This window comes from Dactylosporangium sp. NPDC051484 (assembly GCF_040689395.1).
Lineage (GTDB): Bacteria > Actinomycetota > Actinomycetes > Mycobacteriales > Micromonosporaceae > Dactylosporangium.
This window is the reverse complement of sequence record NZ_JBFAZX010000059.1, coordinates 1-14,977: the sequence shown is the minus strand read 5'-3', so window position 1 is coordinate 14,977 and position 14,977 is coordinate 1. Positions and strand designations below refer to the sequence as shown.

Annotated in this window: 12 protein-coding genes and 1 pseudogene; 2 read left to right on the top strand and 11 right to left on the bottom strand. The window is 70.9% G+C overall.

From position 1 onward, the window contains the following. Nucleotides 1-138: 138 nt before the first annotated feature. Together AB0367_RS37725 and AB0367_RS37720 are read left to right on the top strand one after the other, a co-directional pair. Nucleotides 139-828, top strand: a complete 690-nt coding sequence (locus tag AB0367_RS37725; RefSeq protein WP_366231321.1) for an RraA family protein — start codon at nt 139-141, stop codon at nt 826-828. Between the two features lie 132 nt (nt 829-960). Continuing rightward, nucleotides 961-2,529: a putative Ig domain-containing protein gene (locus AB0367_RS37720; protein WP_366231320.1), complete on the top strand. Its 1,569-nt coding sequence runs from the start codon at nt 961-963 to the stop codon at nt 2,527-2,529. An 83-nt stretch (nt 2,530-2,612) separates the two neighbouring features. Here the strand turns inward: AB0367_RS37720 and AB0367_RS37715 are convergent, their stop codons facing one another. The 11 genes and pseudogenes from AB0367_RS37715 to AB0367_RS37665 form a co-directional block, all read right to left on the bottom strand. Further along, nucleotides 2,613-3,632, bottom strand: a complete 1,020-nt coding sequence (locus AB0367_RS37715) for an ABC transporter permease (protein WP_366231319.1) — start codon at nt 3,630-3,632, stop codon at nt 2,613-2,615. Then, a complete protein-coding gene (locus AB0367_RS37710; protein ID WP_366231318.1) occupies nt 3,629-5,131 on the bottom strand; it encodes a sugar ABC transporter ATP-binding protein in 1,503 nt (500 codons plus the stop codon). The genes AB0367_RS37715 and AB0367_RS37710 overlap by 4 nt, the downstream gene beginning before the upstream one ends. A 20-nt stretch (nt 5,132-5,151) precedes the next feature. Beyond that, nucleotides 5,152-6,189 (bottom strand): sugar ABC transporter substrate-binding protein, encoded by a 1,038-nt coding sequence (locus AB0367_RS37705; RefSeq protein ID WP_366231317.1) that lies wholly within the window; start codon nt 6,187-6,189, stop codon nt 5,152-5,154. 9 nt (nt 6,190-6,198) lie between these two features. Beyond that, entirely contained in the window at nt 6,199-7,509 is a 1,311-nt protein-coding gene (locus tag AB0367_RS37700) for an enolase C-terminal domain-like protein (RefSeq protein WP_366231316.1), read from the bottom strand. A 278-nt stretch (nt 7,510-7,787) separates the two neighbouring features. Beyond that, nucleotides 7,788-10,934, bottom strand: coding sequence for a carbohydrate-binding protein (locus tag AB0367_RS37695; protein ID WP_366231315.1), 3,147 nt, complete (start codon nt 10,932-10,934; stop codon nt 7,788-7,790). A gap of 241 nt (nt 10,935-11,175) precedes the next feature. Next, nucleotides 11,176-11,838, bottom strand: coding sequence for a response regulator transcription factor (locus AB0367_RS37690; RefSeq protein WP_366231314.1), 663 nt, complete (start codon nt 11,836-11,838; stop codon nt 11,176-11,178). A gap of 39 nt (nt 11,839-11,877) precedes the next feature. Continuing rightward, a complete protein-coding gene (locus AB0367_RS37685) occupies nt 11,878-12,990 on the bottom strand; it encodes a histidine kinase (protein WP_366231313.1) in 1,113 nt (370 codons plus the stop codon). Between the two features lie 147 nt (nt 12,991-13,137). Further along, nucleotides 13,138-13,722 carry a transposase gene (locus tag AB0367_RS37680; RefSeq protein ID WP_366231312.1) on the bottom strand — a complete coding sequence of 195 codons (585 nt, stop codon included), beginning with the start codon at nt 13,720-13,722 and terminating at the stop codon, nt 13,138-13,140. Further along, entirely contained in the window at nt 13,704-13,931 is a 228-nt protein-coding gene (locus AB0367_RS37675) for a winged helix-turn-helix domain-containing protein (protein WP_366231311.1), read from the bottom strand. The genes AB0367_RS37680 and AB0367_RS37675 overlap by 19 nt, the downstream gene beginning before the upstream one ends. After that, nucleotides 13,862-14,098, bottom strand: coding sequence for a helix-turn-helix domain-containing protein (locus tag AB0367_RS37670; RefSeq protein ID WP_366231322.1), 237 nt, complete (start codon nt 14,096-14,098; stop codon nt 13,862-13,864). The genes AB0367_RS37675 and AB0367_RS37670 overlap by 70 nt, the downstream gene beginning before the upstream one ends. 124 nt (nt 14,099-14,222) lie before the next feature. After that, nucleotides 14,223-14,977, bottom strand: a pseudogene (locus AB0367_RS37665) (hypothetical protein); the annotation flags it as partial.

Genomic DNA, 14,977 nt, shown 5'->3' with positions numbered 1-14,977 from the left:
ACCCGTGCCAGCTGAACCCTGGCTGAGAACACGGCGCGGGAGCGGCCCGGCCCGCTTCCTGCGGGTCATGGAACAACTGGCGATGAAAGTCGGCGTTGGCCCGGACCGGACCCGCCGGTGCGGGGGCATGATGGCGCCGTGATCGATTTCTCGGACCTTTCGACCCCGCTCGTCGCCGACGCCTGCGTCCGGGCCGGCGTGCCGCTGAGGGTCGCGCCCGCCGGTGTCCGGCCCGTCGTCGCCGGGGCCCGGCTGGCCGGGCGCGTGCTGCCGGCCCGGCACTACGGCAGCGTGGACGTGTTCCTGGAGGCGTACCGTGACGCGCGCCCCGGCGACGTGCTCGTCGTGGACAACGGCGGGCGCACCGACGAGGCCTGCGTCGGCGACCTGACCGTGCTCGAGGCGGCCGCGGCCGGCGTCGCCGGGCTGGTCGTGTGGGGGCTGCACCGCGACACCGCCGAACTGGTCGAGATCGGTCTCCCGGTGTTCAGCTACGGCGCGCTGCCGCTCGGCCCGCTGCGCGCCGGCCCGCGTGAGGACGAGGCGCTGCGCAGCGCGCGGCTCGGGGCGCATCTGGCCACCGCCGGCGATGTGGTGCTGGCCGATGACGACGGGGTGCTGCTGCTGGAGGCGGCGCGGGCCGAGGAGGTTCTCGGCATCGCGCGGGCGATCCGCGGCACCGAGCGCGACCAGGCGCGCCGGATCGCGGCAGGGGAGACGCTCGCGCAGCAGACGGCGTTCGAGGACTACCTGACCCGCCGGGCCGCCGACCCGCGGTACACCTTCCGTCACCACCTGCGCCGCGTCGGCGGCGCGATCGAGGAGTGAACCGCAGGGCAGGGCAAAGGGTCCGGTGCCGTTGACGGGCACGTCCGTCGATGTGATGTTTCCAATCACATTGACGGTTGGCTACGCGTGCGGCCCACGACAGCCGCGCGCAGCCCAACGAAGGGATCCCCCATGCGCACAAGACGCGGCATCGCGGTCGGCGCGGCCATCCTCGCCGTCGCCGCGGGCGTCGTCGCCGGCCCGGCACCCGCCCAGGCGCTCTCCGTCACCGGCCTGACCGCGACGATCGCCCTGAACAACTGCTCGGGCAGCCTGGTCCGCTGGCCGTCGTCGGCCGACACCGACCGGGCCATGCTGCTCACCAACGGCCACTGCTACGAGAACGGCTTCATCAACGCCGGCCAGGTGCTGCAGAACCGCGCCAGCACCCGCTCCGGCACCCTGCTGGGCAACACGGGCAACGCGCTGGGCACGGTGCGCGCCGATCAGCTCATCTACGCCACCATGACGAACACGGACGTCGCGCTGTACCGGCTCAACGAGACGTTCGCGTCGATCAAGACGAAGTACAACGTCACCGCGCTGACCGTCGCCCCCGGCCGTCCGGCCGACGGCAGCGCGATGACGATCCCGTCCAGCTACTGGAAGCAGGTCTGGACCTGCTCCGTCAACGGCTTCGTGCCCACCCTGCGCGAGGACCAGTGGACGTGGCACGACTCGATCCGCTACGACACCGGCTGCCAGACCACCCACGGCACGTCGGGCTCGCCGATCATCCGCTCGGCGGACAATCAGATCATCGGGATCAACAACACCGGTAACGACGACGGGGCCAGCTGCACGCTGAACAATCCGTGCGAGGTCGACGCCGGCGGCACCGTGACCGTCCATAAGGGACAGTCCTACGGCGAGCAGACGTACTGGTTCACCACCTGCCTGAACGCCACGCGGGACATCGACCTGACCGTCTCCGGCTGCCTGCTGACCAAGCCGCCGGGCCAGGGCAACACGGTCACGGTCACCAACCCGGGTGCGCAGGCGGCCACGGTCGGCACGCCGAAGTCGCTGCAGATCACCGCGACCGACTCCGCGCCGGGCCAGACGCTGACGTACTCCGCGACCGGCCTGCCCGCCGGCCTGAGCATCAACCCGGGCACGGGCCTCATCTCCGGTACGCCCACCACCGCGCAGACCGCGGCGGGCACCGTGACCGCCACCGACACCACCGGCGCGAGCGGCAGCGCGACGTTCACCTGGACGGTGAGCGGCGGGGGCGGCGGCGCGTGCGTCGGCCAGCTGCTGGCCAACCCGGGCTTCGAGTCCGGCGCGGCGAGCTGGAGCGGCACCACCGGCGCGATCGGGCAGTGGGCGTCGCAGGGCCAGGCCGCGCACGGCGGAACTTCCAGCGCGTGGCTGCTCGGCTACGGCTCGACGCACACCGAGAGCATCTCGCAGCCGGTGACGATCCCGGCCGGCTGCAACGCGACGCTGACCTTCTGGGTGCACATCGACACCGCCGAGACGAGCACGACCACGGCGTACGACAAGCTGACCGTGACGGCCGGCTCGACGAGCCTGGCGACGCTGTCGAACCTGAACAAGGCAAGCGGGTACGTGCAGCAGTCCTACAGCCTCAGCGCGTTCGCCGGGCAGACGGTGACGCTGAAGTGGAACGGCACCGAGGACTCCTCGCTGCAGACGTCGTTCGTCATCGACGACACCGCGGTGACCCTGTCCTGAAGCCACGGGCGGGGACGCGTCCCCGCGTCCCCGCCCGCCACTGCCGTCTCGGTCTGGTCCTCAGGCTGGCCTCAGCCTGGGCCTCAGTCTTGGGCCTTGCCCGTGGTCAGCCGGGCCAGGATCAGCGCGATCAGGATGATGAGGCCGTACAGCGCCTGGATCCACTGCGCGGAGACGCCCGCCAGGGTCAGGATGTTGCTGATCAGGCCGAGCGCCAGCACCCCGCAGAGCCCGCCGAACAGCGTGCCCTTGCCGCCGTTCATGCTCACGCCGCCGATGACCGCCGCGGCGAACACCTTGAAGATCATCTGCTCGCCCTGGTTGGCGGCGATCGAGCCGAGCCGGCCGGTCATGAGCAGCCCGGCGAGCGCGGCCAGCACCCCGGCGATCATGAAGACCGCCCACATGACGCGGTCGCTGCGGATGCCGGCGGCCCGGGCCGCGTCGACGTTGCCGCCGATCGCGTACACCGCCCGGCCGTGCCGGAACCAGCCCAGTGCCGCGATCCCGGCCGCGAACAGCCCGCCGCACAGCCAGATCGACAGCGGCAGGCCCAGCCAGGTCGCGTTGCCCAGGTACATCACCGACGGCGGCAGGTCGAAGAGGCTCTGCCCGCCGGTGATGCCGATCTGAAGGCCCCGCAGCGTGGTGAGCATGCCGAGCGTCACGATGAACGCCGACAGCCCGAACCGCAGGATCAGCAGCCCGTTGAGCGCCCCGACGAGCAGCCCCACCAGCAGGCAGATCGGCACCGCCAGGGCGGTCGCCCAGTCGGTGCCGAGGCCGTGGCTGGCCGCCGGGATGACCAGCGCGACGCCGAGCGCCGGGGCCAGGCCGACCGTCGACTCCAGCGACAGGTCGAACCGGCCGCCGATGAGGATCAGCGTCTCGGCCAGCACGAGCAGCGACAGCTCGGTCTGCTGCTGCAGCACGTTGACGAGGTTGGTGCGGGACAGGAACACCGGGTCGATGAGCGCGCCGACGACGAGCAGCACGACGATCGCCGGGACCAGCGTCAGGTCCCGCATCCGGGCCAGCCGGGGCACCGTGCGCCGCCGCGCCGGGCCGGGCGCGGCGGCCGTGCTGGGGGCGGTGGTGGTCATCCTGAGACTCCTTCGACGGCGGCGACCACGTCGGTGTCGCTCCAGCCTGCCTGCAGTTCGGTGGTGACGCGGCCGTGGAACATGACGAGCACGCGGTCGCAGTGGCGCAGGTCGTCGAGCTCGTCGGAGATCATGAGCACGCCGGTGCCGGCGTCCGCGGCGGCGCGGACGGCCCCGAGCAGCGACTCCTTCGAGCGCACGTCGACCCCGGCGGTGGGGTTGATGAGCACCAGCACCTTCGGCCCGGTGGACAGCGCCCGGGCCAGCACGACCTTCTGGGCGTTGCCGCCGGACAGGCTGGCGACCGGCGCGTCCGGGCCCTCGGCGCGGATGTCGTACCGCTCGATGAACGCCTCCGCCACCGCCCGCCGCCGCCCCGGCAGGATCGCCCCGGCCGGGCCGAGCCGGTCGGCGATCGGCAGGGTGGCGTTCTCGGCGACGGACAGCAGCGGCACGAGCCCCTCGCGGTGGCGGTCCTGCGGCACCAGCCCGATGCCGGCCTTGAGCGCCGCCGGCACGCTGCCCGGCGCGACGAGGCGGCCGCCGACGCTGAGCGTGCCGGAGCCGGCCCGGCGCAGCCCGCCGACGGTCTCGGCGAGCGACACCTTGCCGCTGCTGCCGGAGCCGGTCACGCCCACGATCTCGCCGGCGCGCACGTCCAGCGTCACCGGCTCGTAGGCGCCGTCGAGGGCCAGGCCCTCCAGGCGCAGGGCGGCCGGCGTGGACGCGCCGACGGGCGGGCGCGCCGCCACGTCGGTGAGGCCGGCCGCCTCGCCGGTCATCGCCGCGACGAGCGCGTCGTGCCCGATGGCGGCGACCGGCTCGGTGAGCACCCAGCGGGCGTCGCGCAGGACGGTGACGGTGTCGCACACGGCGTACACCTCCTGCAGGTGGTGTGAGATGAACAGCATCGTCACGCCGGACTCGGCCAGGGCACGCAGCCGGGTGAACAGCCGCTCGATCGCCGTGGCGTCCAGCCGCGCGGTCGGCTCGTCGAGGATGATGAACCGCGCGCCCTGCGACAGGGCGCGCGCGATCTCCACCAGCTGCCGCTGCTCGACGTCCAGGTCGCCGGCGAGGGCGCCCGGGTCGACGCCGACGGCGTACTCCTCGAGCAGGTCACCGGCCCGCCGCCGCAGCGCCTTCCAGCGGATCGGGCGGGGGATGCGGCTCGGCTCGCTCTGCCGGTTTTCGTTCTGCCGGTTGAGGAACAGGTTCTCCGCGACCGTCAGCGCCGGGATGATCGTGGAGCGCTGGAAGACGCAGGCCACCCGCTGCCGCCAGGCGCCGCGGTCGGCCACCGGCGGGGCCGGCTCGCCGCCGAAGCGGATCTCGCCGCCGTCGGGCTGGTGCAGCCCGGTCAGCAGCGAGACCAGCGTCGACTTGCCGGCGCCGTTGCGCCCGACGAGCGCGTGCGTCTCGCCGGGCGCGATGCGCAGGGTCACGTCCGACAGTGCCGTGGTGGCGCCGAAGCGTTTGCTCACCGCGACGGCCGTCACGGCACTTTCACCGAGAGACATCATTTGCCGATCTGGTTTCCCCACAACGCCGTGTCGTCGACGTTGTCCTTGGTGACCAGCGGCGCGGGCAGCTGGTCCTCGAGCAGCCCGTCGCGGACCTGCACGATCGTGCTGTCGTGGTCGGTCTTGCCGGGCTGGAAGGTCTTGCCGTCCACGGCGGCCTTGGCGTAGTACAGCGCGTACTTCGCGTACAGGTCCGCGGGCTGGGACACGGTCGCGTCGATCTCGCCCTTGCGGATCGCGTCGAACTCCTGCGGGATGCCGTCGTTGGAGACGATGAAGACGTGCTTCGGGTCGCTCGGCGCCACGATGAGGTTCTTGGAGCGCAGCAGCTGCAGCGTCGGGGCCAGGAACACGCCGCCGGCCTGCATGTAGATGCCGTTGATGTCGGGGTGCTGGGTCAGGCGGGTCTGCAACGCCGCCGACGCCTTCGCGCCCTCCCAGTCGGTGGGCTCGGCGAAGACCGTGATGCCGGGGAACTTCTGCTGCATGCACTCGGCGAAGGCCTCGGAGCGGTCCCGGCCGTTGACCGAGGACAGCGAGCCCTGGAACTCAACGACCTTGCCCTTGCCGCCGAGCTTCTGGCCGAGGAACTCGCACGCCTTCTGCCCGTAGGCCCGGTTGTCGGCGCGCACCACCATGTAGACCTTGCCCTTGTCGGGCCGGGTGTCGACGGTGACCACGGGGATCTTCTTCTGCTCCAGGGTGCCGAGCGTGCTGGCGATCGCACCGGTGTCCTGCGGTGCCATCACGATCGCCTTCGCGCCCTGGCTCGTCAATGCCTGCGTGTTGGCCACGAGCTTGGCGATGTCGTTCTGCGAGTTGGTCGGCGTCATCAGGTTGATGCCGCTGTCCTTGGCGAACTGCGGGATGTACTTCGCGTAGGAGTTCCAGAAGTCGGAGTCGGCCCGCGGCAGGTCGACGGCGATCTGGGCGCCGGCACCGCCGGATGCGGTGCCGGCGGGCTCGGCGGTTGCGTCACATGCCGCGAGGGTGACGACGAGCGCGGCGGCGACGAGGGGTGGCAGCAGTCTCATGACCATTCCTCAGGGGGTGTGGGAATTCCAGATGGGACCGTCCGGAAACGCGTAGCGGGCACGGCTGTCGGCCCGCATGGTGGAGCTGAACCCGGGCGCGGTCGGCGCGAGGTAGCGGCCCTCGCGCAGCCGGACCGGGTCGATGAAGTGCTCGTGCAGATGGTCCACGTACTCGATGACGCGGTCGCGCATGCTGCGCGACACCGCCACGTAGTCGAACATCGACAGGTGCTGGACCAGTTCGCACAGGCCGACGCCGCCGGCGTGCGGGCACACCGGGACGCCGAACTTGGCCGCCAGCAGCAGGATCGCCACGTTCTCGTTCACCCCGGCGACGCGGGCGGCGTCGAGCTGGACGAAGGAGACCGCCCGCAGCTGCAGCAGCTGCTTGAACACGACCCGGTTCTGCACGTGCTCGCCGGTGGCGACCGGGATCGGCGCGATGCGGCGGGCGATCTCGGCGTGGCCGACCACGTCGTCGGGCGAGGTGGGCTCCTCGACCCACCACGGGTCGTACGGCGCGAGGGCACGCACCCACTCCACGGCCGTGCCGACGTCCCAGCGCTGGTTGGCGTCGACGGCGATGCGCACGTGGGGGCCGCAGACCTCGCGGGCGACCCGCATCCGGCGCAGGTCGTCGTCGAGGTCGGCGCCGACCTTGAGCTTGATCTGCGTGAACCCGGCGTCGAGGGCCTCGCGGCACAGCCGGGCGAGCTTGTCGTCGTCGTAGCCCAGCCAGCCCGGCGAGGTCGCGTACGCCGGGTAGCCGTCCGCGAGCAGCGTGGCGATGCGCTCCTCGCGGCCCTGCACCCCGGGGCGCAGGATGTCCAGGGCCTCGGAGCGGGTGAGGGCGTCGGTGAGATACCGGAAGTCGACGAGATCGACGAGCTCCTCCGGCGGCATCGAGGACAGCAGCTGCCACAGCGGCAGCCCGGCCCGCTTCGCCTTGAGGTCCCACAGGGCGTTGACCACGGCGGAGATCGCCATGTGCACGACGCCCTTCTCCGGCCCGAGCCAGCGCAGCTGGGAGTCGTGCACCAGCTCCCGCCACAGGCCGCCGAGGTCGTCGAGGACCTCCTTGGCCAGACGTCCGATGAGATACGGGCGCAGCGCGTGAATGGCCGCCGTCTGCACCTCGTTGCCGCGCCCGATCGTGAAGGCGAATCCGTGCCCCTCGTGGCCGTCGACGGCGTCGGTGCGCAGCACGACGTACGCGGCGGAGTAGTCGGGATCGGGGTTCATCGCGTCGGACCCGTCCAGCTGCTGGGACGTCGGGAACCGCACGTCGTAGGTGTCCAGCGCCACGAACCGGTTGGTCATCGACCCCGCCCTCAGTTGATCCTCGCCAAGACATCCGATGTTTAGCAGGCTGCGGTGGCCGATGGCAAGGCTTTTGTGGCGACGATCGGAAGTTCGGCGCGCTCTTGACGCCGGGATACCTCGGATGTTCACTATCGAGTCGAAGGTTGCCCATGGTTCGATGGGTGGAGCCACCGCCGGGACCGCCGGGTGACACCCTGCCGTCGTGACGCCGACGCGGCGGCAGGGCCGGCGTGCCGGCCGCGGGGCCCCGCGGCCGGCACGTCTTGCTCGGTTGGTCAGGAGGAGATGAGGTCGAACTTCTCCCACGGCCCGATGGCGTCCCGGTTGGCGATCAGCGCCGCCGCGCCCGCGTTCTCCGCGACCACGTACTTGCCGTTGACCGCCGCCTGGAGGCTGACGCTGCCGTCGGAGTTGCGGATCAGCTTGAACGTCTCCCACGCCCCGACCGCGTCACGGTTGGCGATGAGCGGGCCGGCCCCGGCGTTCTGCGCGCACACGTACTTGTTGTTGACTCGGGCCTTCAGGGCCACGTTGCCCCCGCCGAGGTCGATGACGTCGAACTGTTCCCAGGTGCCGACCGCGGCCTTGTTCGCGATCAACGGGTTCGCCCCGGCGTTGTCGGCGCTGACGTACATCGAGTTGACCTGCGCCCGCAGGCTCGACACGCCCGAGGGCGAACCGCCGGTGATGATCCGCAGCGCGTCGACCATGCCCCACGAGGTCGTCTTGTTGACGATCCGGATCGTGTGGGAGCCGCCGGCCAGGCCGGTCTTGCTGAACACCACCTGCTGCGCCTGGCGGGCGCCCGCCACGTTGAGGTTGACGTTGGCCTGGAACACGTTGTCGATGTACACATCGACGTTGCCCATGTCGTTGAAGCGCTCGGACAGGTACTCCACGCCGGTGCCGGTGAACGTGTAGCTCGCGGCCGCGCCCACGGTGGTGGTGTAGTGGGCGTCGTCGTTGTAGTCGCCGTAGCCGCGCCCGGCGCCGTAGCCCCAGCCGGCGTCGTAGGTCAGCGCGGTGTCGTTGACCAGCCCGGGCTGGCCGGAGCCGGGCGTGCCCAGCGTCGAGGCGGTGCCCGACAGCGACTTCACGCCGTTGTTCGCGGTGCCCGTCAGCGTCGTCTTGCCGTAGGCGCTCAGCGGCTTGGCGGTGCGCTCCACGACGTACACCGTGTCGGCGGCGGTGGCGAAGGCGACCTCACCGGCCGTGGTGGTGGCGAGCACCGCGTTGTCGGAGGCCCGGCGGACCCGGATCTCCTGCGTGCCCCACGGGTTCACCACGCGCGCCTGCTTGCCGTAGAGGCTCTTGACGCCGACGTACTTGGTCTCGTTGCCCTCCCGCTCGGAACTGACCAGGAACCCGTCCTTGGCCAGCAGGGTGAACCTGCCGGCGAAGCTGGCGTCGTTCGGCGCCGCCGGGAACACCCGGATCCTGTCGTTGTAGGACTGCAGCAGCGCCTCGTTCGTCGCGGCCAGGTGCACGCCGAGGTACTCGAAGACGCCGTTGGTGTTGTTGGTCATGCCGTTGGGGTAGTTCTGGTACCGCTGCAGCATGAGCTTCATGCCGGACAGCGCCTGGTCGCCCAGGCCCAGCCGGGCCGCCTGCACGGCGTCGTTGGCCCACACGTTGCTGTACGGGTTGGGGCGGGTGTTCCAGCTGTTGAGCGCGGTCTGGTAGTCGCTCGCCCCGATGCCGGTCAGGTCGTAGGGCCAGATCAGCTCGGCCGTGACGTTCTCGCCGTTGCGCTGCTGGGCCGGTGCCGGCGGGTCGTGCGGCAACCAGGCGCCGTTGCCAACCTTGTACGGCTCGATGTTGTCGAGCACCTGCTGCCAGCCGGCCCGCAGGTTCGCGTCCAGGCCCAGCTGGTTGCTCACCGCGATGGTCAGCGGGAAGATCAGCCGGACCGCGGCCAGGTCGGTGATCGCGTTCTTCACGTCCCAGTAGGTCTCGTGCGCGTTGGAACTGGCCATGAAGTACCGGCCGGTGTTCGGGTCGCGCGACAGCTTGGCCTGGTAGAACTTCACGACCTCGCGCATGAACGGATACGCGGTGCTCTGCAGATACGCGGTGTCGTTGCTGTACCGGTACTGCAGGTACATGTTGTAGGCGGCCTCGGTGCCGGTGGAGTAGATGTCGTTGACGTAGTCGGAGTTGACGGTGCCGCGCGCGTTGCCGTCCCAGCCCATGGTCTCCGGCGTCCACAAGCCGTCGACGCCGTAGCGCGTCTGGGTGTACGCCTTCAGCGCGTTGAAGTTGCGGCTGTAGAGCCTGTTCTCGGTGGCGAACAGGTCGACGTGGTTGGACGCGAGCATCGAGTTGTAGACGTCGCGCTGGTTCCAGTACCAGTAGCCGTTGCTCCACTTGGTGTTGTCCTGCGTCGCGCGGAACACGCCGTTGATGAAGTGGAACGGGTAGTTGCCGTAGCCCCCGGCGGCGATCATGTACGTCGCCAGGTAGTACACGTTCTCGAGGTAGTCACCGGTGCCGGCCGCGCCGCTGTACTGCACGAACGACTTCGCCCAGAACGCGTGCCAGAAGTTGCGGTAGTTGTTCAGGTTCGCCGCGTAACCGGTGTTCTTCGCCGCGGTGAGCTGGCTGCGCGCCTGGGCGACCGAGTCCTGGTTCGGCGAGTTCTTCCGGCTCGCCGCCGTGTACCAGATCGTGTAGCTCGAACTCGGCGTGATGTTCAGCCGTACCTGGGTACCGTTGAGCACCTGCGTGGTGAACGAGGCGCCCTCGACGGTGGCGGCGAAGGTGTACCCGAATCCGTTCGGGTCACCGATGCCGCGGCTGAACCCGGCGACGGTGGCGTCGTTGAACGTGCCGACCGTCTTCCACGTGGTCAGGTTGGGCACGTCGCCGCTGTTGGTCACCGAGTTGGGGTCCCACATGCTCAGGTCGAGCGTGGTGGTGCCCAGCCCCGTGCGCGAGTCGTCCACGTGGATGCCCATCACCTCCGAGCCCGGCACGCCGAGCACGGTCACGGTGCGGTTGTTGTCGTACTTCGTGCTCAGCGTCCCGTCGTAGAGCGACAGCCGCTGCTGGTAGGTGGTGTACCCGGTGTCCAGCCCCGGGCTGGTGTTCAGGTTGACCAGCCCGGCGGCGTAGGCGGACTGCTCCGAGAGGTCCACGTTGGACACCTGCATGGTGAGGCCGTTCTGGTTCCACACCATGGCGCCCGTCTTGCCGTTGCCGACCGTCAGGCCGTACAACGGGTTGGTCTGCGGGCTGTTGTAGACGACGTCGTGCTTGGACAGGTAGCCGGCGTAGTCGACGTCGAGCACGCCGGTGCCCGGGTTGAACGCCTGGTCGGTGGTCGAGGCGCTGGCGCTGCCGCCGTGCACGGCGACGGCGACGAGCGTGCCCAGCGCGGCGGTGGCGGCCGCCAGCAGGGCTCGTCGGCGGGGCTTGCCCACGGTCCATCTCCTTCGGGGTGTCGTGCGGGACCGTCCGCGGCCCACGCCCGCCGATTCGCGGGGCCGAGGACGGTCGTCGCATTGGTGACATGAGTCAACATGGGACGATTGCGTTCGTCAATGCCTCGCATGTGCCCACCCGACGCCGGTTATGTCGCGATTCATGCCCGGAAAAGATTGGATGACTCAGTCCCCGAAGGCGGCGCCGGTCTCCGGCAGCGACTTGAGGTCGCTGATCGGGTCACCGCTCCGGTGGGGTGAGCGCGCGGGCGGCCAGCGCGGCCTGCATGCGGCTCTGCAAGCCCAGCTTGGCCAGGATTCGGCTGACGTGGGTCTTCGTGGTCGCCTCGGCGATGCCGAGCCGGGCGGCGATCGCGGCATTGGACAGCCCCTCGCCGAGGCACGCCAGGACGTCCCGCTCGCGGGCGGTGAGCAGACCCACCGGCACCGGGCCGGTCACCGCCTGCCCCGCGGCCGGCCCCGCGAAGGCGGCCAGGACCCGCCGGGTCACCGCCGGGGCGACGATGCCGTCACCGCGGGCGACCGCGCGGACCGCGTCGACGAGCTCCTCGGCGGAGGCGTCCTTGAGCAGGAAACCGGCCGCGCCCGCCCGCAGCGCGCCGAAGAGGTACTCGTCGAGGTCGAACGTGGTCAGCGCGAGCACCCCGCGAATCCCGCCGGCGACCAGGTCCCGGGTCGCCGCGATGCCGTCCACGCGGGGCATCCGCAGGTCCATGAGCACCACGTCGGGGCGCAGCCGCAGGCCGAGCTCGACCGCCGCGGCCCCGTCGGGCGCCTCGCCGACCACCTCGATGCCGGGCGCCGAGCGCAGGATGAGCACCAGCCCGGCACGTACCGCCGGCTGATCGTCCGCGACGAGCACCCGGATCCCGCTCCCGCTCACGCCGTCACCCGCGCTGCGCTCCGGTCCGCTTTGTACCGCTCACGGTCCGTCCCAGGGCAGGTGTGCGGCCACGACCCAGCGGTCGCCGTCCGGCCCGGCGCTCAGCGTGCCGCCGAGCAGCGCCGCCCGCTCGCGCATGCCGATGAGCCCGGCCCCGTCCCCGCTGGGCGTGTGCCGCGCCAGCCCGGAGCGGACCCGGATGTCCACGGCGCCCGCCGTGCACACGACCTCCGCGCTGACCGGGCCGCCGTCGCCGTGCTTGAGGGCGTTGGTCAGCGACTCCTGCACGATGCGGTACGCCGCCAGGTCCACGCTCACCGGCACGTCCCCGGTCGCGCCACGCAGTTCGAGCGAGACCGGCAGCCCGGCGCGCGTGACGAGGTCGTCCAGCGCGCCGAGCCCGCCGGGGGCGTGCTCGGGCAGGGCGGCCGGCGCACGCAGGAACCCGACCATCCGCCGCATCTCGGCCAGGCCCGCGACGCTGTTCTCCCGGATCACCGTGAGCGCCTGCCGGGTGCCGCCCGGGCCCAGGTCGGCCGACAGCGCCGCGGTGGCGTGGATCGCCGCGGCGCTGAGGTGGTTGGCGATCACGTCATGCAGTTCCCGGGCCATGCCGGCCCGCTCGGCCGCGACCGCGCCCGCCCGGTCGGCCTCGGCGAGCCGGGCGACCTGCTCGGCGAAGCGGCGCGCGGCGGCGGCCTGGTCACGGTGGTGCCGCACATGGTTGCCGGTCAGTACCGGCACCACGGTCACCAGGGCGAGCAGCACGGCGAGCCCGAGCGCCCGGACGTCGCGCACCACGACGAGACACGCGACGGCCGTGATCACGGACCCGACGACTGACGCGGCCAGCAGCACCCGGGCGAGGGCCGCGCGCCCGTGCACGCAGGCGTCGTACAGCACCTGGGTGTACACCAGCGGCGTGGCGAGCGAGGGTCCGATCGCGATGTCGGCCGCCACCGCCGCGGTGCCGACCAGCACACTGGCCAGCGGGGCGGTCCGGCGCAGCAGCAGCGCCCCGCAGCACACCGCGAGCGGCACGAACAACCACGACGGCGTGACGTGAGCCTGGTACTGCCCGGTCGCGAACATCAGCGCGCCCGCGCCCAGCCCGCTGCCGGCGAGAACGAGATCGACGGCGCGCCCTTTCACCCCCCGATTCCACCATCCGGGCGTACACCAGGGAAATGCGACCAAGGATGTACGTACCTGCGATCCGCCGCGCCGACTTCTTGGACGAAGCTGCGGGCCCGGGTCCGCGCCGATCCGAGCCTCGCCCTGGGATGAGCGGTCGCGTCGCTACAGAGATTGAAGCGTCAGGGTTATGGCGGTTCGGGGTCGAGGGTCAGGCCGGTGTGGGTGAGGAAGCTCGTTGGCAGGCCCGGGCGGTACTGGATGCGCTTGAGCCGGTTCTTCACCACGGCGGCGAGGTTGGTCCACGCCGGTCACGGCGAGGTTGCCCAGGCTGCGTTTGACGTGCGACCAGACGCCCTCGGGCCAGTCCCGGTGGGCGGCGAGTTCGCGCATGGCGGCGCTGACGTGGGTGTTGAGGTTGTCCCAGATCAACACGATCGGGGCCTTGAGGTACTGGTGGGCGGCGTCGAGCAGGGCGGCGTAGTCGGTCTCGGCGAAGCTGCGCCGCTCGCCCTTCCGCCGACGGTGGACCTTGATCCGGTACAGCAGGCGTGTGCGTTGCCCGGGCTTGACGCAGACGAGTCCGGCCACCGAGATCCGGCCGGAACCTTTACCGGACACCGCAATCACCGGTGTCCGGCCGCGCCGAGCCCAGGTGCGGGCTTTCGGCGGCCGTAGCGTATGACCTGCCTCGCCCTCGAAACAGATCCACGCCCCACGCTCGGCCGCCACTATTTTGCCTGCGACCACACCTCCCGCCGCCAAGTCGCGATCGCCGCCTCGTCACGTTCGACCGGCCGATGCTTGGGCACCTGCGGGCTGAATCCGATGCGATGCAACAGCATCGACACACCACGCAGGGTGTACCGCTGCCGGAACAGCCGGGCAATCAGGTCCGCCACCCGGGCCAACGTCCAGCGCTGATCCTCGACGTAGCCGTGCGCGACCGGACCCTCCACGAGAGCAGCCGCGGCGCGCCGAGCTGGGCGTCGGACAGCCGGCAGCCAGTACCGGACGGACCCCTGGAGGCCAACCCGGCTGCACCGTCGGCCAGCCATCGCCGTCGCCACACGTACACCGCGTTGTGCGACACCCGCAGCCGCCCGGCAATCTCCGGAACCGGCACGTCCCGCGCGAACAACTCCGCAGCCCGCAACCGGACCGCCTCACGTCGGGCTCCGTCCTCGGCCGTCAGCCCACCACCATCGGGATAGCGCACCCGAACCAGATACGCCACCCATCGACCACGGTCACGTCAACACGCCGCGCCAGCCTTGATCTAAACCTGACGATTCAATCTCTGTATCCCTATGACGACCCGCGAAGCCGAGGCACCGTGTGGTTACGGGTATCCGCCCGAATTCCTGATCGTTCAGGATCTCAGCTATTCGGGCTGACGTAGCCGCGCTCGCGCTCATGGTGGTGATCATCGTGATCTTTACGGTCACGCCGATGTGCGCGTCGCGCGGGCGATGGCCATTGTCGAGAAATTCGGGAATCGGCAACGGCGGTCCATGGGGACATCGGTTGCTTATTCGCGCCTTGCGGAGTATTCGTCGGAAATGCCGCCCGGCCGTGTGTGGCATTGTGGAAAGACGGCCGCGATGCACCGGTGGTCGTGTATTGCCGCCGACCATTCGATGCGTTGCCGGGCCGGCGGGCCGGCGCAGCTGTGGCGTGGACGCGCGACGACGCTTCGGGACGGGACCGGGCCGCCCGGCGCCGCCCACCTGGCGCGGCGCGGGATCGCAGTCGTTTGCCGCGGTGCTGCTCGCGGGACGTTTTGCCTGGTCAGATGGCGTGACCGGCGGAGGCGGCGAGGGCGGCACCGGCTCCTGCACCGATCTGTCCCGTTGGTCACTGACCGCCGGCGGGGTGTCACCACGCAGACGGCGGAGCTTCTCGGCGTAGCGTTTGGCCAGGCCCCAGTCCCGATGCCGGGCATGCTCCCGGCGGAACTGCTCCTTCGCCGGAGAATAACGACGTGACCTGGTCCGGTCACGCA